The sequence below is a fragment of the Flagellimonas allohymeniacidonis genome, from assembly GCF_004296335.1.
Lineage (GTDB): Bacteria > Bacteroidota > Bacteroidia > Flavobacteriales > Flavobacteriaceae > Flagellimonas > Flagellimonas allohymeniacidonis.
The window spans coordinates 1,232,951-1,253,047 of sequence record NZ_SGIU01000002.1 but is presented as its reverse complement, the minus strand read 5'-3'; the positions used below and the strand labels follow the sequence as shown (position 1 = coordinate 1,253,047).

Genomic DNA, 20,097 nt, shown 5'->3' with positions numbered 1-20,097 from the left:
ATTTTATTTCCCTATTTTTAACCGTATAAACGAGTAAACATGGAGAATTACGTTATCGTTTTGGGAATGTACTTGATTTTGATGCTTTTCTTCAAAATCTTTTTCTCGGTTGCTACCAAACAACAATAGCAAGTTTCCCAAAACACCCCCAAACCTTTCAGCACACTAGATGTTGAAGCATGAGCTAAGAAAAAAATATAAACTCCTGAGAGCCGAACTTTCGGAAAATCAAATCTCAGAACAAAGTTTAAGAATAGTAAATGGCTTACTTAAAATCCCGATGTGGGATTTTTTTTATTTCCATACTTTCCTAAGTATTCCCCAAAATAAAGAGGTAGACACCCATGCCTTGATTACTTTGCTTCAAGGAAAAGACAAATCCATTGTTGTGCCCAAAGTAACTGGACCCAATACACTCTCAAACTATCTGCTCCAAGACCACACTATTTTAAAACCCAATCAATGGAACATTCCAGAACCCGTTGACGGAATAGAAGTCGAGCCCTCTAAAATAGAGGTGGTGTTCGTTCCCTTGCTGGCCTATGATGTTCTTGGCAATCGTATTGGGTATGGAAAAGGTTTTTACGATGCTTTTCTTCAGGACTGTAGCCCTGAAACCTTGAAAGTAGGATTATCCTTTTTTGAACCCGAAGTAGAGGTCATTGAAGACGTCCGCGATGAAGATATTCGTTTGGATTATTGTGTGACCCCGAAAGGTCTGCACAAATTTTAGTCTTCCTTTTTCTTCTCTACCTTAGGGAAAGCTTTCTTGTTAAAAACAATGAGTATTCCCACCCCCGTGCTGATGGCTGTATCCGCAATATTAAAAACAGGTTCAAAAAAACGAAAGGATTTACCTCCAAAGTAAGGTACCCAGTCAGGCCAAGTTGTATCGATCATTGGGAAATAAAGCATGTCGACCACCCTACCGTGGAACAACTTGCCATATGGGTCATCTGAAAAAAGTGTGGCAACCTTGCCAAAACTATCGTCAAAAACTACCCCGTAAAACACAGAGTCAATGATATTTCCCAAAGCACCTGCAAAAATGAGAGAGACAGCAAGAATCAATGTTCTTGGAGATTGTTTTTTAATGATGTCCCAAAGCCAATATCCAATTCCAGCAATGGCAAAAAGTCTAAAAATTGTCAAAATCAACTTTCCCGCTGATTCAGAAATTGGTAAAAAATCGCTGAGCTTGGTGCCCCAAGCAGCCCCAGAATTTTCGATAAAATAAATCTTGAACCATGAGAATATGTCCACGGAGTGCTCATATTCAAAATGGGTCTTGATGTAGATTTTTGTTACTTGGTCAACCAAGAGTACCAAAGCAACAACCAAAAGGGACTTTTTTATACTCATCTTACTTCAAAAGATTGGGCAAAAGTAGGGATATTATTTTGTATTACTCAGGTAGATATTGCCTTCTTTGGTATTCAGAACATAGCGGTTATCACCGGTCGGTATAGGGCTTGGAAACACCTGTCCATAAGCACTGTTCGCTTGCACAATTCCAGAAATGGCATTTAACCAAATATTTCCCTTTTGTGTCACCACGTCCACATTTTCACCCACATTGGTAATTCTACATTCCCCATCGTCAAGAGTGATACTTAAATCGCTGTAATTTCCCTTGGCCTGTACATTGGTATTGGTCCCGTATACCTTTACCTGTTTAAATTCTGGAATATGGATATGCAAGGAAATGGATATAACCTTATGTGCGCTTAGTTTGTCGTTGGGAAATAAAAATCCGGGTTGAAACCCCGCACTGACCAAAATTGAAGTTCCCTGCTCCTCTAATTTGATGACAAGATCTTTGGAATACTCACCTTCAATGGCAGCCTCTACCCGAAGCTCTGTCCCTTTGATGGTCTCCAAGGATATTTGATAGCAATTCTCTGAATTGATGATAACAGAAGTGGTTCTATCGTTGAGAATGGTTTTTCTAAGCTGCTTTTGTGCAGCAAGATTCCCGTATCCCAATATCAAGAAAACAAGGAGTAGCCTTTTCATGGAAAAAGGGCCATCATCCTCCTATTTCTGCATGTTCTTCGCCTCTATGCTCAAGGTAGCGTGCGGAACCAACTTTAACCGTTCCTTGTTGATCAGCTTGCCAGTAACCCTACAAATGCCGTAAGTTTTGTTTTCAATACGCAACAAGGCATTCTTCAAATCGCGGATAAACTTTTCCTGGCGGATAGCCAATTGGGTGTTGGCTTCTTTGCTCATCGTTTCCGAACCCTCTTCAAAGGCCTTAAAGGTCGGCGAGGTATCATCCGTACCATTGTTGCCATCATTCATATAAGAACTCCTCAACAAGTCCAAGTGCTTTTTGGCCTTCTCTATTTTTTCCTCAATAAGGTTTCTGAATTCTTCTAGGTCTTTATCTGAATATCTAACTTTTAAATCTTGTGCCATTTGCTAATGTTTTTGAATAAACAATTTTGTATTTACGTCATCAAAGGCAATCGCTACGCCTTCTTCCATATTTTCTGCGAAATCGAGTTCTGCAGTGAGGGTTTCCGTTTTGATGTACTCTTCATTACTGGAAACCGCATTCTCCACGCAGCCGTCCTTCAATATTTTAATATCAATTTTATCGGTTACCTCAAAGCCCGATTCCTTGCGAAGGTTCTGAATTCGGTTCACCAACTCCCTTGCTATACCTTCCTTCCGGAGAGAATCATTGATGGTAACGTCCAATGCCACCGTCAGTCCTGCTGAGCTGGCAACCAGCCAACCCTCAATATCCTGAGAACTGATCTCTACATCGGTTAACTGTAAAATAATACTTTTATTTTCTATTTGAAGCATTAATTCGCCTTCGCGCTCAATTTTTTGGATATCCTCTTGCCCCATCTGTCCTACCTCAGCGGCAATGGCCTTCATTTCCTTTCCAAATTTTGGTCCCAAAACCTTAAAATTGGGCTTGATGCGCTTCACCAAAATATCAGAGGCATCATCCAGCAATTCAATTTCCTTTACGTTCACCTCAGATTTGATCAAATCCGAAACTGCTTCTATTTCTTCCTTCTGGGTGGCATCCAAAATAGGGATCATGATTTTCTGAAGGGGTTGTCGTACTTTAATTTTTTCCTTCTGCCGGATAGATAACACCAAAGACGATACTTTTTGTGCCATCTGCATTTTCCCCTCCAATTGCGCATTCACTTTGTTGGAATCAAAAACCGGAAAGTCTCCCAAATGAACACTTTCAAAGTCTTCTTTGCCCGTAACCGCATTCAAGTCCTTATAGAGTTGATCCATATAAAATGGAGCGACCGGTGCAGAAAGTTTCGCCACCGTTACCAAACAGGTGTACAAAGTTTGGTATGCCGAAATTTTATCTTTTTGGTAGTCTCCCTTCCAGAACCGTCTTCTGCTTAGACGCACGAACCAATTACTTAGATTTTCCTGAACATAATCGGAAATCAATCGCGCAGCCCGGGTAGCTTCATAATCCGCATAGGCCTCGTCTACTTTCTTGATCAAAGAATGCAATTCAGAAAGAATCCACTGATCGATTTCTGGTCGTTCCTCCAACGGAATTTCGTCTTCCTTATACTGAAATTCGTCAATATTGGCATAGAGGGCAAAAAAGGAATAAGTGTTGTAAAGCGTACCGAAGAACTTGCGTTTTACTTCGACCACGCCATCCAAATCAAATTTCAAATTATCCCACGGATTGGCATTGGAAATCATATACCAACGGGTTGCATCTGCTCCATGCTCAGGTAAGGTCTCGAAAGGATCTATTGCATTGCCCAATCGTTTGGACATCTTTTTACCGTCCTTATCCAAGACAAGACCATTGGACACCACATTTTTATAGGAAACGGAGTCGAACACCATGGTGGATATGGCATGCAAGGTATAAAACCATCCTCTGGTCTGATCTACGCCTTCAGCGATAAAATCGGCTGGAAACGCAGTTCCATTATCGATTAAATCCTTATTCTCAAAGGGATAATGCCATTGTGCATAGGGCATAGAACCACTATCGAACCAAACATCAATTAAATCCGTTTCCCTTTTCATGGGCTTTCCGGATGGAGAAACCAAAGTAATTTGATCTACGATGTTTTTATGTAGGTCAACATTTGCATAGTTGGCCTCGCTCATGTCGCCAACCACAAAATCTGCGAACAGGTCCTCTTTCATAAATCCAGCGGAAACTGCTTTGCCCATTTCAGCTTTCAATTCTTTCACAGAACCTATGATGATTTCCTCTTTACCATCTTCCGTTCTCCAGATGGGTAAGGGCACGCCCCAATAGCGTGACCGAGAAAGGTTCCAATCATTGGCATTGGCCAGCCAGTTGCCAAAGCGACCCTCACCTGTGGCTTTGGGTTTCCAATTTATGGATTGGTTCAACTCGTGCATACGATCTTTGACATCAGATATCTTTATGAACCAAGAATCCAATGGATAATACAGAAGTGGCTCATCGGTTCGCCAACTATGTGGATAGCTGTGCTTATATTTCTCAACCTTAAAAGCCTTGTTCTCCTCTTTAAGTTTGATGGCAATTTCTACGTCCACAGACTTTTCGGGAGCTTCACCCTTTTCGTAGTACTCATTTTTGACGTACTTACCTCCAAGCTCCTTCATTTCAGGTCGAAACCTCCCTTGCAAATCCACTAAGGGAACAGGGTTTTTGTTTTCATCCAACACCAACATGGGTGGTACCTCAGGTTTTGCCTGTTTGGCCACCAAGGCATCATCCGCCCCAAAAGTGGGGGCTGTATGTACGATTCCGGTACCATCTTCTGTGGTCACAAAATCACCCGATATTATGCGAAATGCATTTTCTGGGTTTTGGTAGGGCAGCACGTAATCTATCAGTTGCTCATATTTAATGCCAACCAAGTCTTTTCCAATAAAGCTCTGCAGTATCTGGAAGGGAATTTTTTTGTCCCCTTGCTGATAAGCATTTAAATCTTCGGCATTGTCCACTTCATAAAACTTCCCGGAAAATTGTTTGCCCACAAGTGCTTTGGCCAGAATAAGTTGAGTAGGCTCAAAAGTATATTGATTATAACTTTTTACCAGAACATACTCAATCTTGGATCCTACCGTAAGTGCCGTATTGGAAGGCAAGGTCCATGGCGTGGTTGTCCACGCAAGAAAGTAAACTTCCTCTCCAGTATCCTTCAAAAAATCGGGAAGGGTCTCCTTTTTAGCCTTGAATTGTGCAGTAACCGTGGTATCGGTAACATCTTGATAAGTTCCCGGCTGATTTACTTCATGGGAACTTAGGCCCGTGCCCGCTTTAGGGGAGTAAGGCTGTACCGTGTACCCTTTATAAATCAACCCCTTGTCATAAATCTGCTTCAACAACCACCAAACCGACTCCATATACTTTGGCTTGTAGGTGATGTATGGGTCTTCCATATCTACCCAATACCCCACTTGTTCGGTCATGGCATTCCATACATCGGTATAGCGCATAACCGCCTTTTTGCAGGCTTCATTATATTCTTCAATGGAAATTTTCTTGCCGATATCCTCTTTGGTAATTCCCAATTCTTTTTCCACGCCTAGTTCAACAGGAAGCCCATGGGTATCCCATCCTGCTTTTCGCTTTACCTGAAAACCCTTCATGGTTTTGTACCGCGGAAAAATATCTTTGATCGTCCTTGCCATAACATGATGAATGCCAGGCATACCGTTTGCAGAAGGTGGGCCTTCGTAAAAAACGTAGCCTTTTTTACCCTCTCTGGTTGAAACGCTTTTTTCGAAAATCTGATGTTCTTTCCAAAAACGTAGTACCTCATCGGCAACCTTGGGCAAGTTCAATCCTTTATATTCAGCAAACTTCATGGTTCTTAGCTTCTCAATTTCCAAGGGTGCAAAATTATAAATTTAGTCTGAATTTCGATTGGTAAAATCCACTTTAGGTCATCTCTAAATGGCTTAATGTAAATATGATATGGTATTTATGGTGAAATCCCTCAAATTTTATACTTTCAGGCCTTAACACTAAACCATTTTATAATGAAAAAAGGAATTCTAATTGTATCGGTAATGTGCCTTTCCCTAGGGACAGTAATGTCTTGCAAAGAAGCCACGGACAAGGCAAAAGAAGCGACGGAAGAAGCATCAAAATCCTTGGAAGATGCAGGTGATGAGATAAAAAAGGCCGCAGATGAAGCTTCGAATGCCATAAAAGAAGCCGGTGAGGAAGGTGGAAAAGCATTGGACAGCCTTAAAAAGGCAGGTGAAGAGACTATGGAGAAAGCCAAAGAAATGGGTGAGGATCTAAAAGATGCCGCCAACCAGACTGCGGAGGATCTAAAGAAAGCTGCTGAAGACACCAAGGAAAAGCTGGAACATTAATCCCGAATAACTCCAAAAGTTGCAAAGCCCGGAAATATCTGGGCTTTTTTGATTAAAAATTATAGCCCAATCCCAAAATCAAATTAGTTCCTGGTGCCACTATTCCCGAAGAATAGCTTCTATAGCGTTGGTCCGTGATATTTTCAATACTTAAGGTGCCTTTTAATGCATTGGATATTTCGTATTGCGAACGGAAATTCAATGTATACCATGAAGGGGAAAAAGGATTTCCATTGGCGTCAGATGCATAAATGAAGGGCTTATTTCTTTCAGAAAGTGCCAAGTCATCAAAACTGATTTCCCCATTGTAGTTCAGGAAAAAATCTGCCTTGAGCCTATCGTTCTGCCAAATCAAATGCACATCGGCAAAGGTGGGGGCCACATGCCGCGCTGCGGAATCCTCTCCATTGTCATCTTCCTCCGTTCCTTCGGTCAGTGTCAAATTGGTCGATAAGGACCAATTGTCCGTAAAAAAGGCATCCATCCCCAATTCAAAACCATATACATAGGCTTTGGCTGCATTTTGAATCGCCTGTACATTGCTCAATTCCCCATTGTATACAATCTCTCTCTCTCCATTAAAAGTAAAATCCCTACGAACCAGGGCATCGACCAAATAGGTATAAAAAGTCGCTCCTTTTAGTACCACTTTATCATGAAAATTTTTGCGAACGCCCAGTTCTACGTTATAGGCGTACTCAGGTTCCAAGTCCGGGTTGGGAACAACTACGGAACCAGGTTCTGAGTCAAAAACCTTTCCAATATCATCTATGTTGGGGGCTCGAAATCCTGTGGAGCCATTCATGGTAATTTGTAAATCTGCCTTCGGAAACCAACTGAAACCGATACTTCCAGTGAGCGCCCCGGTGATCAAATCGGCTTCCTCAAAAGGGAACTGAAAAAAGGTGTTATCAAATTGGGCATCTACCCAAACCTGACTGTATCGCAAGCCCGAAAGCAAGCTAAAATTCGGATTCAACTGATATTCCCCATTAATGTATCCGGCGAAAGTTTGCCAAGTTGAGCCATCGGGGTAACGTGAAGGTGCAGCATTTACTTCATTCGTTGCTATGTTGAGCCAACTCCCTTCAGAACGTACTTTATTAAATAAATACTCTGCCCCATAATACAACCTGAGATTTCCAATTTTCTTGTTCTCAAAATCAAGATTCAAAGACAGGGCATCCACCTTTTCTTGGGTGGTATTTCTGATGAGGTCTTGAAAATCCCTATTGTTTCTACTTTCTTGAAAGCGCTGATAGGCCGTAGTCAATTTTACTCCATCGTAAAACTTGTTCTTTCCCTTTTTGGTGATTTGAAGTTTTCCCATAAACCACTTTTGGGGACCATAAAACCATTCTGCTGAGCGCAGCCCTTCGCCAGAGTCATCTGGACGGATGAGTCGATCATATCTGGAATAATCTGAAGTTTCGGAGTAATACAAGCCGAAATCGTAATTCCAAGTACTATTTGGTCGGTAGACAAACTTTTGCAGTAAGTTAATTTGATCATAACCAGATGGGACCTGTTTTTGGGGGTCATCGTTATCAACCAGTACATCAACACCATTTCTGCGAACCACAAAATTGTTCCTTAAATAAGAGTCTGGACCATGGCTTCCCATCACCAAATCTCCGAAGTTATTGTAGGTGAAGCTTGTGTAGGATGCCCAATGTTGTTGCCCTAAATTAAGGTCAAGATGAGCCGTGTTTTCATTGTTTGCAGATGCAAAGCGGTAATTTACATTTCCAGAAATCGTAAGACTATCGGTAAAGGAAAACCGTGGTTTTTGGGTGAAAAAGTTCATTACACCTCCTATGGCATCACTTCCATATATAACCGAGCCAGGGCCGAAAATCACTTCGGTATTCTTAATGGTAAAAGGGTCCAATGAGATTACATTCTGAATGTTCCCGCCCCTAAAAATGGCATTGTTCATTCGTACGCCATCCACCGAAAGCAACAACCGATTTGTGGCAAACCCTCTGATCAAAGGGCTTCCCCCGCCCAGTTGGCTTTTTTGGACAAACACTTTGCCACTATTTTGGAGAAGGTCGGCGGCTGTTTGTGGATTGGAAAAGGCAATACTCCGTGCATCAATGGACTCAATTTTTTGTGGAATGTTCTTTTTTTGTTGCTCCCATTTTGAAACGGACATGACCACTTCTTGCAACTCTTCAGGTCGAAGGTTTAGGTATACCCGATTCCCTTTTCTTGCTATTAAGGCCTTGGTTGACGTATAAACTTCGTAACTAATATGGCGGAAGGTAATCCGTTCATTTCTAGAAAAAATACTTAGGTCGCATTTTCCGTCAAAGTCGGAAACAATGGTTTTGGATTTATCTCGATTATATACAGCAATGTTGACCACAGGAGTTCCTGTTTCCGAATCCAAGACAGTGATTTCCTGCGAAAAAATTGGAAGGGAAGTCAGAAAAAAGGCAAGTACAACTCCGATGTTGCGCATACTATTCAAAAACTGCATTTAAGACCTCCAGGGACTTGGGTTTTCTGAATCCGTGCAAATGTAGCTGAAAATACAGAATAACCATTTTAAGGAGCTCTCGTCTCTGTGTCTTATTGATTTTAATCGTTTGTAATGCATCAAAATTTATGCCCAATATGCTTTTGAAGTGCATTAAACTCTCTCCCCGGATTATAGGGTTTATGGTTGGGGTCTGGACAAAATTACCTTCCTGAAGGTCAAAGTAGGAAGCATTTTGGAAATATGTATCAGGATAGAACCCAAGATATTTGGTTAAATTCAATAAGAAAACCAAATGGAAATTTGGGTTGAGCTCGTGCTCGTCCAGCCACAACAAGCTATATTCCAAATAATTGTACAATCCCCTGTCCTTTTCCTGCTCTTGAATACTATTGCCCAACATTTCCGCCAAAAAAAGTACAACACTGTTTTTTACAATATCGGTATGCAACGATTTATACGGAGCAGAAACCTTGGCCTCAAGAATACGTTCCAAAGTGCCTTTGTTTTTGTGGCTTGCCACAATATCCAATTGCATCAATGGCAAAAAATAGGCCGATTTGAGTTTTCCCCGTTTTGAGGCCAACACTCCTTTTAACAAGTACGACTTAAGACCATCGGACTCGGTGAACATCTTTACAATGAGGCTGGTATCTCCATATTTTAAAGATGACAGTACAATAGCTTTGGTAGAAACTTGCATGGACATTTAAAAAGAAAACAGTTACAAAACAGGGCAAAATTAACCACAGCTTTGTAACTGTCCTTTAAATTAATGAATTAATACGGTCTAGATGACTCCCTGTGCCAACATAGCATCGGCCACTTTTACAAAACCTGCAATGTTTGCCCCTTTTACATAGTTGCAATAACCGTTTTCTTCCATACCATATTCAATACATGAATCATGAATGTCGCCCATAATTCCTTTGAGTCGATCATCGACCTCTTCGCGGGTCCAGCTGATACGCAATGAGTTTTGCGACATTTCCAAACCTGATGTAGCTACACCTCCCGCATTGGATGCTTTCCCCGGAGCAAACAAAATTTTCGCTTCATGAAACGCATGTATCGCTTCTGGTGTAGATGGCATATTGGCGCCTTCGGCCACAGCCATACAGCCATTTTTGATCAAGGTCGCTGCAGCATCGCCATCCAACTCATTTTGGGTGGCACAAGGCAGCGCTATGTCACAGGGCACATACCACGGTGGGGTTCCTTTATGGAATTCTGCGGATGGATATTTATCCGCGTATTCCGAAATCCTTCCCCGTTTGTTATTTTTTAAATCCATTACAAAGGCCAATTTCTCCTCATCAATCCCATCTTTATCATAAATGTGTCCCCCAGAATCGGATAGGGTCAAGACCTTACCTCCCAAGTGCAACACTTTTTCAGCTGCATATTGGGCCACATTTCCAGATCCGGAAATCACTACCGATTTTCCTTTGAAGGACTCGTTCTTGGTCTGCAACATGCTATCCGCAAAATAAACGGTCCCGTATCCCGTGGCTTCCGGTCGAATCAGAGAACCACCCCATGAACGCCCTTTTCCAGTAAGTACACCAGTAAATTCGTTTCTTATTTTTTTGTACATCCCGAACAAGAAGCCTATTTCACGAGAGCCTACTCCGATATCTCCTGCTGGAACATCCGTATTCGGTCCAATATGGCGGCACAATTCCACCATGAACGAATGACAAAAACGCATTACCTCATCGTCTGACTTGCCTTTAGGGTCAAAATCGGAACCTCCTTTTCCACCACCCATCGGTAAGGTGGTCAAACTGTTCTTAAAAACTTGCTCGAAGGCCAAAAACTTCAAAACACTGGCGTTTACCGTTGGGTGAAATCGAAGTCCCCCTTTATACGGTCCAATGGCCGAATTCATTTGAATTCGATACCCCCGATTTACATGGATTTCCCCATCGTCGTCGACCCAGGCGACACGAAATGAAATGAGCCGCTCTGGCTCAACCATTCGCAATAGAATGTTCTTTCCATGGTAGATGTCGTGTTTTACAATATAGGGTATGACGGTTTCAGCCACTTCCTGAACCGCTTGAATGAATTCTGGCTCATGACCGTTTCGGGTCTTCACCTCATCCATAAATGCTTTGATTTTTGCTTCCATAAGAGGATTGGTAAATTGTTAATGGGCACCCCGATAAAGAGGCCGTTTTTATCGAATTAGGAATTTGGGGGCAAAATTATGCTATTTAGACAATTTAAAGTCTCTTTTTTGAAAATTTTGCAAAATGAATTTATCCAATGGCCTGATCTAAGTCAGAAATCAAATCATCAACATCCTCAATCCCCACACTTAAGCGGATAAGGGAGTCGACAACCCCACTCTTTTCACGCTCCTCTTTTGGAATACTGGCATGGGTCATACTTGCTGGATGACCGGCCAAGCTTTCAACACCTCCCAAAGATTCGGCCAGTGTAAAAACCTTTAGGTTTTCCACAATTTTAACGGCATCTTCAAAACTGCTTCCTTTTGGGATAAAAGAAATCATCCCACCAAAGTTATCCATTTGGGCCTTGGCAATATCGTGATTGGGATGGGATTCAAATCCAGGCCAATAGACCTTTTCAATTTTAGGGTGCTTTACCAAATATTCAGCGATTGCTTTCCCATTTTCACAATGGCGTTGCATACGAACATGTAAAGTTTTGATTCCACGAAGGGTCAAAAAACTGTCCATAGGGCCACATACGGCACCACTCGCGTTTTGAAGAAAGTATAATTGGTCTGCCAATTCCTTATCCTTAACCACCAAAGCACCCACAACAACATCGCTATGGCCACCCAAGTATTTTGTGGCAGAATGCATCACGATGTCTGCTCCAAGGTCCAAAGGTCTTTGCAAATAAGGGGTGGCGAAGGTATTGTCTACTGCTAACAATAGATTGTGTTTTTTGGCCAAATCGGCAGCAGCTGGGATATCAATAACATTCATCATGGGATTGGTTGGCGTCTCTACCCAAAGAAGCTTGGTTTTTTCGTTGATATGGGCTTCAATAACATCTACCTCTTGCATGCCAATAAAATGGAATTTAATCCCATACTTTTCGAAAACCTGTTTGAACAAGCGGTAGCTACCCCCATATAGGTCATTGGTAGAAACCACTTCATCCCCTGGACTCAACAATTTTATGACAGCATCAATCGCCGATAGGCCACTGGCAAAAGCAAGGCCATAGTTCCCATTTTCAATGCTTGCCAAAGAATTTTCCAAGGCGGTTCGAGTAGGATTGGCACTTCGTGAATATTCGTATCCTTTATGCCCTCCTGGTGTGGTCTGGGCATAAGTGGATGTTTGATAAATGGGAGGCATTACAGAACCATATGCTTTGTCGGGTTCTTGTCCTCCATGAATGGTTTTACTATTGAATTTTAGGTTTTTTGTGCTCATTTCATTCAAATATGCGTACAAATGTATCGTTATCTTTTGGAGTAATCAACGAAGTTTTATTTTTGGGTCACCCTAAACCCTTACTCGATGAAAAACCCCATTCCGTTTTTTACTTTTCTTTTGCTGCTCCTTGGTTGTGAAAATGGCAACAACCTTACTTTCGAGCCTTTTTTATTTGAAGGAGATTCTTGTGAAGGCTGCCCAAAAGTGGAAGTCCGTCTTCCGAATGCGCTGGATGAAAACCCATTGGCCGAGACCATTAACCTGGCACTCCATGAGGAGGTGATCGCTATCCTTTCCTTTGAGGAAAGCGAAGATATCAACTCAATACAAAAGGCAATACGTTCATTTTCCAACAGCTATAAAGACCTGAAAGCCAGATTTCCTGACGAATCCATTGGCTGGGAGGCCAAGCTTATCGCCGAAGTGATATACGAGGATGCCAAAACCCTGACCATCAAAATGGACGCCTATACCTTTACCGGGGGAGCCCATGGGTATAGCTCAACAGGATTTCTAAATTTTGATAAACTTAAAGCAGAAGAATTGGAGGCTTGGGAGCTATTTGATGACAAAGAAAACTTCACGAAATACGCCGAAACCAAATTTCGAATCCAAGAGAAAATTCCGCAGGATTCAGGCATCAACACAACCGGATTCATGTTTGAAGGGGATTCTTTCCATTTGCCACAAAATCTGGGTTATACCGCATCGGGATTGGAATTGATCTATAATCAATACGAAGTGGCCTCGTATGCAGACGGACCTATAACCCTAACCATTCCCTATGCGGAGGCCAACAAATATCTAAAGCGTAAAGTGGTTCAGTGATTTTCCTGCGCTATGGCTTTTCGAAGCGCAAGGATTGTTCCCAAATGCAGACCATCGTGAAAAACGGAAAAGGAAATAGCGTCTTCCACAGTTCGCAACAAAACTTTTGGGGAGGTTAAATATTCTTTAAACCCTGAAAACTTTCCTTCCTGATAGTCGGTTTCCATGGTTTGTAATGTGCTGAAAAGACCATCCTCTATTCTTTTAACCTCGTCAAGGGAAGGCTCTCCTTCGGGAGAAGTACCCTTTCGATATTTCTCAACCAGCTCCTCTTCCATTATGTAGTCAAGACCGCTAAAACCATAAGTCAATACCTGGGTGGTCACCACAACATGGGCAATGTTCCACCAGATATTGTTATTGAAGCCTTTTGGTATCCTAAATAGTTCATCTTTAGTAAGGTTTTGGAGATAATACCTCAGTATGGTCCTGTTCTTTAAAAGAATATCAAACTGTTTTTCCATTCAAAATTAATATATCTATATTTTTAGATATGTAAATATTTATATATATTTGTCCCATGGACATTGTTGAAATCAGTAAAATTTTGTCGAATAAAACTAGGGTAAATATCCTGAAATGGTTGAAAAGTCCAGAAGATAATTTTCCGCCCCATCAGGATATTGACCATTTTGATGATGGTGTCTGTGTTGGTTTTATCCAAGACAAGACAGGGTTGTCGCAGTCGACAATCTCTACCTACCTGAATTCCATGCAAAGTGCCGATTTGGTTATTCCCACGCGACATGGAAAATGGACGTATTATAGAAGAAACGAAGAAGTCATTCAAGCTTATGTGGATAGCTTAAAAGATGAACTTTAAAAAATTTTTGAGAACATATCGATATTTAGCGAAATATAAATTTAATCACCATGGAAAATTGTGTTTGTCATCATGACCATCTCCAAACAACTTCCAAAAAAGGCACAAAGACTTTTGAACCTCTCTTACAATTCCTAAGGAATTTCATTATTGAGGGAGCGGAAGACCTTTCCAAAATAAAATAATAACATCAAAAAACAGCAGCATGAAAACAATTGGAATGATAGGAGGAATGAGTTGGGAATCCTCCAAAATCTACTACCAACACGTTAACGAAATGGTCCGTGAACAACTCGGCGGTTCCCATTCTGCCAAAAGTGTTATGAGCTCTGTAGATTTTGAGCAAATTGAAAAATGGTCATTTTCCGACGATTGGGGAAAAATTGGCCAAGAAATGGCCTCTCAAGCCCAACGATTGGAAAAAGCAGGGTCTGACCTCATCCTTCTATGCACTAATACCATACACTTGGTAAGCGACCATATTACAAACGCCACTCGCATTCCATTTTTGCACATTGCCGAAGCAACCGGTGCGGCCATTTCAGCAGCAGGGCTTAAGAAAGTGGCCTTACTGGGCACACAATTCACTATGGAAAAAGATTTCTATACCAAAATTCTTGAAGATCAATTTGACTTGGAGGTATTGGTTCCCGAGAGTAATGACCGCAAAACACTCCAAGCCATTATTTATAATGAGTTGGTAAAAGGTGTTTTCACCGAGGAAGCCAAGAAAACATGTTTGGGTATCATTGAAAAGTTGAAAAAGCATGGGATTGAAGGAGTTATCCTGGGATGTACCGAACTTCCTATCCTCATTCCCGATGAGGAGGTGGACCTTCCTACCTTTGATACCACAAAAATACATGCCCAAAAAGCAGTGGAATTTGCACTTTCTTGATTTAAAATGTACAATTTTAAGTTCCTTTGTAGCCTTATAAATTTGAGCCTATGAAAAAAATATATCATTTGGGAACTTGTTCCACCTGCCAACGTATTCTAAAAGAGCTTGAGCCTTTGGATGGGGTGGAGCTTCAGGAAATAAAATCAGAATCCATTTCTGAAAAACAGTTGGAAGAAATGAAAAATCTGGCAGGAAGCTATGAAGCGCTTTTCAGTAGAAGGGCGATGCTCTTTAGGCAGCGAGGACTTCATGAACAAGGCCTTTCCGAAGATGACTATAAAAACCTCATCTTGGAACATTATACGTTTTTGAAAAGACCTGTTGCCCTAGTTAACGGGCAGATTTTTATCGGCAACTCCAAAAAAGTGGTCCAACAAGCAAATGCGGCATTGCATTGATGAGCAAGCGTACCTTGGCCATATTGGCGGCGATTGGTGCCACGACCATCTATGGTATTAACCATACCATAGCCAAAGGGGTGATGCCTACCTATGTTCAACCTTTTGGATTTATCATGCTACGGGTGGCAGGTGCTGCTGCCCTCTTTTGGCTCATTTCACCCTTGGGACCAAGGGAGAAAATTGAAAAAAGGGACTGGCCCAGGGTATTGGTTTGCGCCATTTTGGGAATGGTCATTAATATGTTGGCCTTTTTTAAAGGCCTTCAACTCTCAACCCCAATCAACAGTGCTGTTTTGGTCACCATCACCCCCATTATTGTGGTGATACTTTCGGCAATTTTCCTAAAGGAAAGAATAACGACCAATAAGGGACTAGGGGTATTTCTGGGGTTTGTTGGTGCTGTTGCCTTGATTCTTTTCGGCGCCGAAATGCGGAGTGATGCCCCAAATATTCCCTTGGGTAACTTTTTGTTCGTTGTGAATGCCACTTCCTATGGAGCATACCTCATTGTGGCCAAAACGCTGATTGAAAAGTACCATCCATTTACCTTGATGAAATGGCTTTTTACCTTGGCCCTTGTCATAAATTTTCCAATTACCCTGCCTGAGTTCATGGAAATTCAGTGGTCTACCATTCCGTTATGGGCTTATGGGTCAATTCTTTTTGTGGTCATCGGTACAACTTTTATGACCTATTTGTTCAACGTTTTTGCACTCACCCAGCTAAAGGCTTCTACCGTGGGTGCCTTTGTGTACCTGCAGCCCCTTTTAGGCATTCTATTCGCGCTGTTTTCCGGAAAGGACCAATTAACTTTTGTCAAAGTATCGGCCACCATATTGGTCTTGCTGGGTGTTTATTTGGCAAGTAAAAAACCTAAACCCAATCCTTGATACCCTTTCCTTCGGATAAACTACTTTTACAGAGGTATATCCTTCAAGATGGCAAAACCTAAAGCACATTCTTTTTTCCTTTTCCTATGGATTCTGCTTTCCTGCGGGGAAAAACCCAAAGAAGACGATACGTTAATCATTGCCGTTTCTGCCAATATGCAATTTGCAAGTGCCGAAATTGCCCAGTCATTTTCTGAAAAAACTGGAATTCCCTTTGAGCTTGTCGTGGGATCATCTGGAAAGCTCACGGCCCAGATAAGAGAAGGCGCTCCCTTTGATATTTTCCTTTCCGCAAACATGAAATATCCCGAGGAATTATATGCTACCGGTCATACTAAGAATAAACCAAAAATTTACGCCTACGGTAAACTTGTCCTATGGACCATGGTGGACGATTTAGAGCCTTCGCTTCAGCTTTTGCAAACAGACATGGTTTCGCATATTGCTATCGCCAATCCGAACATTGCCCCCTATGGCAAAGCAGCCATGGAGGTTTTAGAGGGTTTTGAGATTCTAAATGAAGTGGAGTCCAAATTAGTGTTTGCTGAGAGTATTGCCCAAGCCAATCAATTTGTGATATCCAAATCTGCAGAAATGGGATTTACCTCTAAATCCGTGGTCATTTCTCCCCAAATAAGGGGAAAAGGGCATTGGATTGAAGTGAATGAATCCAGCTATACCCCCATAGCGCAAGGAGCTGTAATTTTAAAACAGAGGGGCAAAATTTTAGTGGCACAAAAGTTCTTTGATTATCTATATTCAAAAGAGGCCCAAAATATTCTTCATGCTCATGGCTACGACATCTTATAATACCAGCCCGTAAACTCTTTCAAAAAAGGATGATAGAGCGTCGGCAAAATAGCTAAATTGTGATCTGAAACAATCTTGTTGCCTATGAACTGGGACCCTTTGGTTCTAACCTTTAAACTGGCTTTGGTCACCACGATTGTCCTCTTTGGACTATCACTGCCTATTGCCCTATGGCTCTCAAATACCAGATCCCGAAGCAAACCTGTGGTGGAAGCCTTGGTAAGCATGCCCCTAGTTTTGCCGCCAACAGTGCTTGGCTTCTATTTTCTGATTGCTTTCAGCCCGGGGAATACTTTTGGGAGCTGGTTGAATGAATGGCTAGGACTAAAATTGGTCTTTTCGTTTACAGGATTGGTCATTGCCTCAATAATTTATAGCCTCCCCTTTATGGTACATCCCATACAATCCGGTTTGGCAAGTCTCCCCGAATCTTTACGGGAAGCTTCCTACCTAATGGGTAAATCAAAGTATGAGACCCTTTCCAAGGTTATATTGCCAAACATTAAACCTTCGTTGTTGACCGGAATTGTTCTGGCCTTTGCCCACACGGTCGGGGAATTTGGGGTTGTCCTTATGATAGGGGGAAGCATTCCCGGTGAAACCAAGGTTGCCTCCATAGCCATATATGAAGAAGTGGAAGCCTTGAATTATGGCGCCGCCAATTTTTACTCAGGGGTGCTTTTCGTCATTACCTTTTGTATTCTGTTGCTGGTGTATTTGGTGAACGGCGGTTACGTAAAACGCTTTTGGAAATGATATCTATTGTAGCCCAAAAGAAACTTAATGCCGCTGGCGGTTCAATGCTACTTGATTTGGACATCAAGGTTGAGCAAGGACAACTTGTTACCCTATATGGCGAATCAGGAGCAGGAAAAACCTCTACCCTTCGTATTTTGGCCGGTCTTTTGAAACCGGACACAGGCCAGATTGTGGTGAATCAAAAAAACTGGTTCGATTCCAACCAAAACATCAACGTCAAGCCACAAGCACGGAATATTGGTTTTGTTTTTCAGGATTACGCCCTCTTTCCCCATATGACGGTAATTGAAAATCTGAATTTTGCAGCCGGGCGTAAAAATGGGAATCATGTAGAGCATCTATTGGAGCTTATGGAGTTGGGAAATCTCAAAAACCAGAAGCCAAGGACCCTCTCAGGAGGTCAACAACAGCGGGTAGCCCTAGCAAGGGCCTTGGCACAACAGCCCAAAATTCTTTTACTCGATGAGCCACTTTCAGCCTTGGACGTTGAAATCCGGAAAAAACTTCAGAAGTACCTATTGCAAGTACATCAGGAATACAGATTGACCACCATTCTGGTAAGCCACGACCTTGAAGAAATCTCAAAACTGTCCGATTGGGTTTTTGAAATGAAGCAGGGCGAACTTATTCGCTCTGGCACTCCGCAAGAGCTTTTTTCCAATCCAAAAATTCAGGAAAACTTTAGTGTTTCAGGCGAAATTTTGTCCATCGAACCAAAAGAATCCCAGGTTGAATTGAAGCTATGGGTCCAGCACAACGAGGTTCGGATTCTTTGTTCCAAAAAAGAGGCTGAGAACCTAAAGGTAGGTGATCATATTGTTATCGCCACAAACGACTTCCGTCCGAAAATATACAAAGGACCCAACTATAGATTTTGAGGTACTTTGGAAAATTTTCGGGTATCCGCTTTTGTGATGGTATGAAAATTTTCGGTTTTTTCCATCTTGTGGAATGCATCCAAAAACTGCTGGGGCAACGGAATGAGTTTACGCTCCTTTAGGTCCATCCAAGCGCCCATCATTTCACACCGGGCAAAGTTCTTTCCCTCACTGTCATAAAAATCATGTTGGAACTCGAAGAACATTCCATCTTCACTCATCCCTTTAAAGCCCAAAGACACCTTCACCGGCTTTCCGGGAAAAACTTCTTTGAAGTAATACATATGCTCGTAAAAAACAACGGGGCCAATATTAAATTGCCCCATAGTCTTTTGGTTAAATCCCAAGAGACCCAAATACGCCATACGCGTATGACTCATAAAATTAATGTAAGCCGAATTGGCCAGATGGCGATTGGCGTCCAAATCACTCCACCGAATTTCAAATTCCTTAAAAAACATAGTTGGTTAATTTGTTATGCATGCATAATAGTTGTAAAATTACCATAGTTTTGAAAATCAAAGTTCATCCCTATTCATTTTCGGGCTACTTTTAGAAATACTTTAACACATAAGCCATGAGTCAAAAACCAGATTTCATCAAAGACCTTTCCTTACCTGCTGTTGCTGCACCCATGTTCCTTATTTCTGGCCCCCGCTTGGTCATTGAGTGCTGTAAAAATGGCATCGTAGGGACGTTCCCGGCATTGAACCAAAGAACCAGTGAGGGTTTCGAAGAATGGCTCATCCAAATAAAAAAAGAATTACAGGAATACGAGGCAGAAACTGGAAACAAGCCTGCTCCGTTTGGGGTGAATCTCATCGTACACCCAACGAATCCTAGGTTAGAGGCAGACCTCAAGCTTTGCATCAAACATCAGGTTCCCCTTATTATTACTTCCCTGGGTGCAGTAAGCCAACTTGTGGATGCGGTACACAGTTATGGCGGCCTTGTTTTTCATGATGTTATCAAGAAAAGGCATGCCCAAAAAGCTGCCGAAGCCGGTGTGGATGGTTTGATTTTGGTCGCTGCCGGAGCTGGAGGACATGCGGGTAGCATCAATCCGATGAGTTTAGTAGCTGAAGTCAAAAAATTCTTCGACAAAACTATTTTGCTATCAGGCTGCATAAGCACTGGTAGGGACATTGCCTCTGCCATGCAAATGGGTGCTGACCTGGCCTATATGGGCACCCGTTTTATCAACGCTGAGGAAAGCAAGGCACCAGAGGAATATCGAAAGATGATTATTGAATCCGGGGCAAGTGATGTGGTATATACTGCGGCCATATCTGGGGTACACGCCAATTTTTTGGCAGCAAGCTTAAAAGCTGCCGGAATCTCCGAGGAAGATTTGAAAAAGGACCGGAAAATCGATTTTGGAAAGGAATTGGACACCGAAGCCAAGGCATGGAAGACGATTTGGTCAGCTGGTCAAGGGGTGACCACCATCGAAAATGTGCTTCCTGTATCAGCCTTGGTCACTTCTCTTAAAGAAGAGTTTAAAGAAGCCGTCGAGGCTCAGGCAAAGCTGCTTGATATATATCCTAAAGGATAAAAT

At 42.0% G+C, this 20,097-nt stretch carries 21 protein-coding genes; 11 read left to right on the top strand and 10 right to left on the bottom strand.

The genetic code is table 11. The features are described from left to right. The first annotated feature begins 169 nt into the window (after positions 1 to 169). On the top strand, positions 170 to 733 hold the full coding sequence (locus EW142_RS14100) for a 5-formyltetrahydrofolate cyclo-ligase (protein WP_130614895.1): 564 nt from the start codon (positions 170 to 172) through the stop codon (positions 731 to 733). Here EW142_RS14100 and EW142_RS14095 read toward each other — a convergent pair. Genes EW142_RS14095 through ileS form a run of 4 tightly spaced genes read right to left on the bottom strand, consistent with a single transcriptional unit; the run spans position 730 to position 5,826 of the window. After that, entirely contained in the window at positions 730 to 1,362 is a 633-nt protein-coding gene (locus tag EW142_RS14095) for a lipoprotein signal peptidase (RefSeq protein WP_130614893.1), read from the bottom strand. The genes EW142_RS14100 and EW142_RS14095 overlap by 4 nt on opposite strands. 33 nt (positions 1,363 to 1,395) lie before the next feature. Next, positions 1,396 to 2,016: a hypothetical protein gene (locus EW142_RS14090; RefSeq protein ID WP_130614891.1), complete on the bottom strand. Its 621-nt coding sequence runs from the start codon at positions 2,014 to 2,016 to the stop codon at positions 1,396 to 1,398. Positions 2,017 to 2,037: 21 nt separating this feature from the next. Beyond that, positions 2,038 to 2,421, bottom strand: coding sequence for a TraR/DksA family transcriptional regulator (locus tag EW142_RS14085; RefSeq protein ID WP_130614889.1), 384 nt, complete (start codon positions 2,419 to 2,421; stop codon positions 2,038 to 2,040). Between the two features lie 3 nt (positions 2,422 to 2,424). After that, positions 2,425 to 5,826 carry an isoleucine--tRNA ligase gene (ileS, locus tag EW142_RS14080; RefSeq protein WP_130614888.1) on the bottom strand — a complete coding sequence of 1,134 codons (3,402 nt, stop codon included), beginning with the start codon at positions 5,824 to 5,826 and terminating at the stop codon, positions 2,425 to 2,427. 174 nt (positions 5,827 to 6,000) lie between these two features. Between ileS and EW142_RS14075 the strand changes: the two genes are divergently transcribed. Next, the gene (locus tag EW142_RS14075; protein WP_130614886.1) at positions 6,001 to 6,342 is read left to right on the top strand and encodes a hypothetical protein; all 342 of its coding nucleotides are present in this window, start codon (positions 6,001 to 6,003) and stop codon (positions 6,340 to 6,342) included. A gap of 52 nt (positions 6,343 to 6,394) precedes the next feature. Here the strand turns inward: EW142_RS14075 and EW142_RS14070 are convergent, their stop codons facing one another. From EW142_RS14070 to EW142_RS14055, 4 genes are all read right to left on the bottom strand, one after another. Continuing rightward, positions 6,395 to 8,827: a TonB-dependent receptor gene (locus EW142_RS14070; RefSeq protein WP_130614884.1), complete on the bottom strand. Its 2,433-nt coding sequence runs from the start codon at positions 8,825 to 8,827 to the stop codon at positions 6,395 to 6,397. After that, entirely contained in the window at positions 8,811 to 9,530 is a 720-nt protein-coding gene (gene recO / locus EW142_RS14065; protein WP_130614883.1) for a DNA repair protein RecO, read from the bottom strand. Before recO ends, EW142_RS14070 begins: the two co-directional genes overlap by 17 nt. Positions 9,531 to 9,617: 87 nt before the next feature. After that, a complete protein-coding gene (gdhA, locus tag EW142_RS14060; RefSeq protein WP_130614881.1) occupies positions 9,618 to 10,961 on the bottom strand; it encodes an NADP-specific glutamate dehydrogenase in 1,344 nt (447 codons plus the stop codon). Between the two features lie 130 nt (positions 10,962 to 11,091). Further along, complete coding sequence (locus EW142_RS14055) at positions 11,092 to 12,246, bottom strand: cystathionine gamma-synthase (RefSeq protein WP_130614879.1); 1,155 nt, start codon at positions 12,244 to 12,246, stop codon at positions 11,092 to 11,094. Positions 12,247 to 12,333: 87 nt separating this feature from the next. Here EW142_RS14055 and EW142_RS14050 point away from each other — a divergent pair, with 87 nt between their 5' ends. Then, complete coding sequence (locus EW142_RS14050) at positions 12,334 to 13,077, top strand: DUF3298 and DUF4163 domain-containing protein (RefSeq protein ID WP_130614877.1); 744 nt, start codon at positions 12,334 to 12,336, stop codon at positions 13,075 to 13,077. Here the strand turns inward: EW142_RS14050 and EW142_RS14045 are convergent. Then, positions 13,071 to 13,541 (bottom strand): DinB family protein, encoded by a 471-nt coding sequence (locus tag EW142_RS14045; protein ID WP_130614875.1) that lies wholly within the window; start codon positions 13,539 to 13,541, stop codon positions 13,071 to 13,073. The two genes, EW142_RS14050 and EW142_RS14045, sit on opposite strands and share 7 nt — an antisense overlap. Positions 13,542 to 13,597: 56 nt before the next feature. Here EW142_RS14045 and EW142_RS14040 point away from each other — a divergent pair, with 56 nt between their 5' ends. The 7 genes from EW142_RS14040 to EW142_RS14010 all read left to right on the top strand — a co-directional run bounded on the left by EW142_RS14040 (position 13,598) and on the right by EW142_RS14010 (position 18,539). Then, a complete protein-coding gene (locus EW142_RS14040; protein ID WP_130614873.1) occupies positions 13,598 to 13,900 on the top strand; it encodes an ArsR/SmtB family transcription factor in 303 nt (100 codons plus the stop codon). Positions 13,901 to 14,105: 205 nt separating this feature from the next. Then, positions 14,106 to 14,798, top strand: coding sequence for an aspartate/glutamate racemase family protein (locus tag EW142_RS14035; protein WP_130614872.1), 693 nt, complete (start codon positions 14,106 to 14,108; stop codon positions 14,796 to 14,798). A gap of 50 nt (positions 14,799 to 14,848) precedes the next feature. Continuing rightward, on the top strand, positions 14,849 to 15,199 hold the full coding sequence (locus EW142_RS14030) for an arsenate reductase family protein (RefSeq protein WP_130614870.1): 351 nt from the start codon (positions 14,849 to 14,851) through the stop codon (positions 15,197 to 15,199). After that, positions 15,199 to 16,092 carry a DMT family transporter gene (locus tag EW142_RS14025; RefSeq protein ID WP_130614868.1) on the top strand — a complete coding sequence of 298 codons (894 nt, stop codon included), beginning with the start codon at positions 15,199 to 15,201 and terminating at the stop codon, positions 16,090 to 16,092. Before EW142_RS14030 ends, EW142_RS14025 begins: the two co-directional genes overlap by 1 nt. 48 nt (positions 16,093 to 16,140) lie before the next feature. Beyond that, positions 16,141 to 16,902, top strand: a complete 762-nt coding sequence (modA, locus tag EW142_RS14020) for a molybdate ABC transporter substrate-binding protein (RefSeq protein WP_130614866.1) — start codon at positions 16,141 to 16,143, stop codon at positions 16,900 to 16,902. An 84-nt stretch (positions 16,903 to 16,986) separates the two neighbouring features. Then, positions 16,987 to 17,658 (top strand): molybdate ABC transporter permease subunit, encoded by a 672-nt coding sequence (gene modB / locus EW142_RS14015; RefSeq protein ID WP_130614865.1) that lies wholly within the window; start codon positions 16,987 to 16,989, stop codon positions 17,656 to 17,658. Next, a complete protein-coding gene (locus tag EW142_RS14010) occupies positions 17,655 to 18,539 on the top strand; it encodes a sulfate/molybdate ABC transporter ATP-binding protein (protein ID WP_130614863.1) in 885 nt (294 codons plus the stop codon). The genes modB and EW142_RS14010 overlap by 4 nt, the downstream gene beginning before the upstream one ends. Here EW142_RS14010 and EW142_RS14005 read toward each other — a convergent pair. After that, positions 18,527 to 19,000: an acyl-CoA thioesterase gene (locus tag EW142_RS14005; RefSeq protein WP_130614861.1), complete on the bottom strand. Its 474-nt coding sequence runs from the start codon at positions 18,998 to 19,000 to the stop codon at positions 18,527 to 18,529. The genes EW142_RS14010 and EW142_RS14005 overlap by 13 nt on opposite strands. Before the next feature lie 116 nt (positions 19,001 to 19,116). On the opposite strand from EW142_RS14005, the gene EW142_RS14000 reads away from it, so the two are divergent. After that, positions 19,117 to 20,094: an NAD(P)H-dependent flavin oxidoreductase gene (locus tag EW142_RS14000; protein WP_130614859.1), complete on the top strand. Its 978-nt coding sequence runs from the start codon at positions 19,117 to 19,119 to the stop codon at positions 20,092 to 20,094. Positions 20,095 to 20,097: the final 3 nt, after the last annotated feature.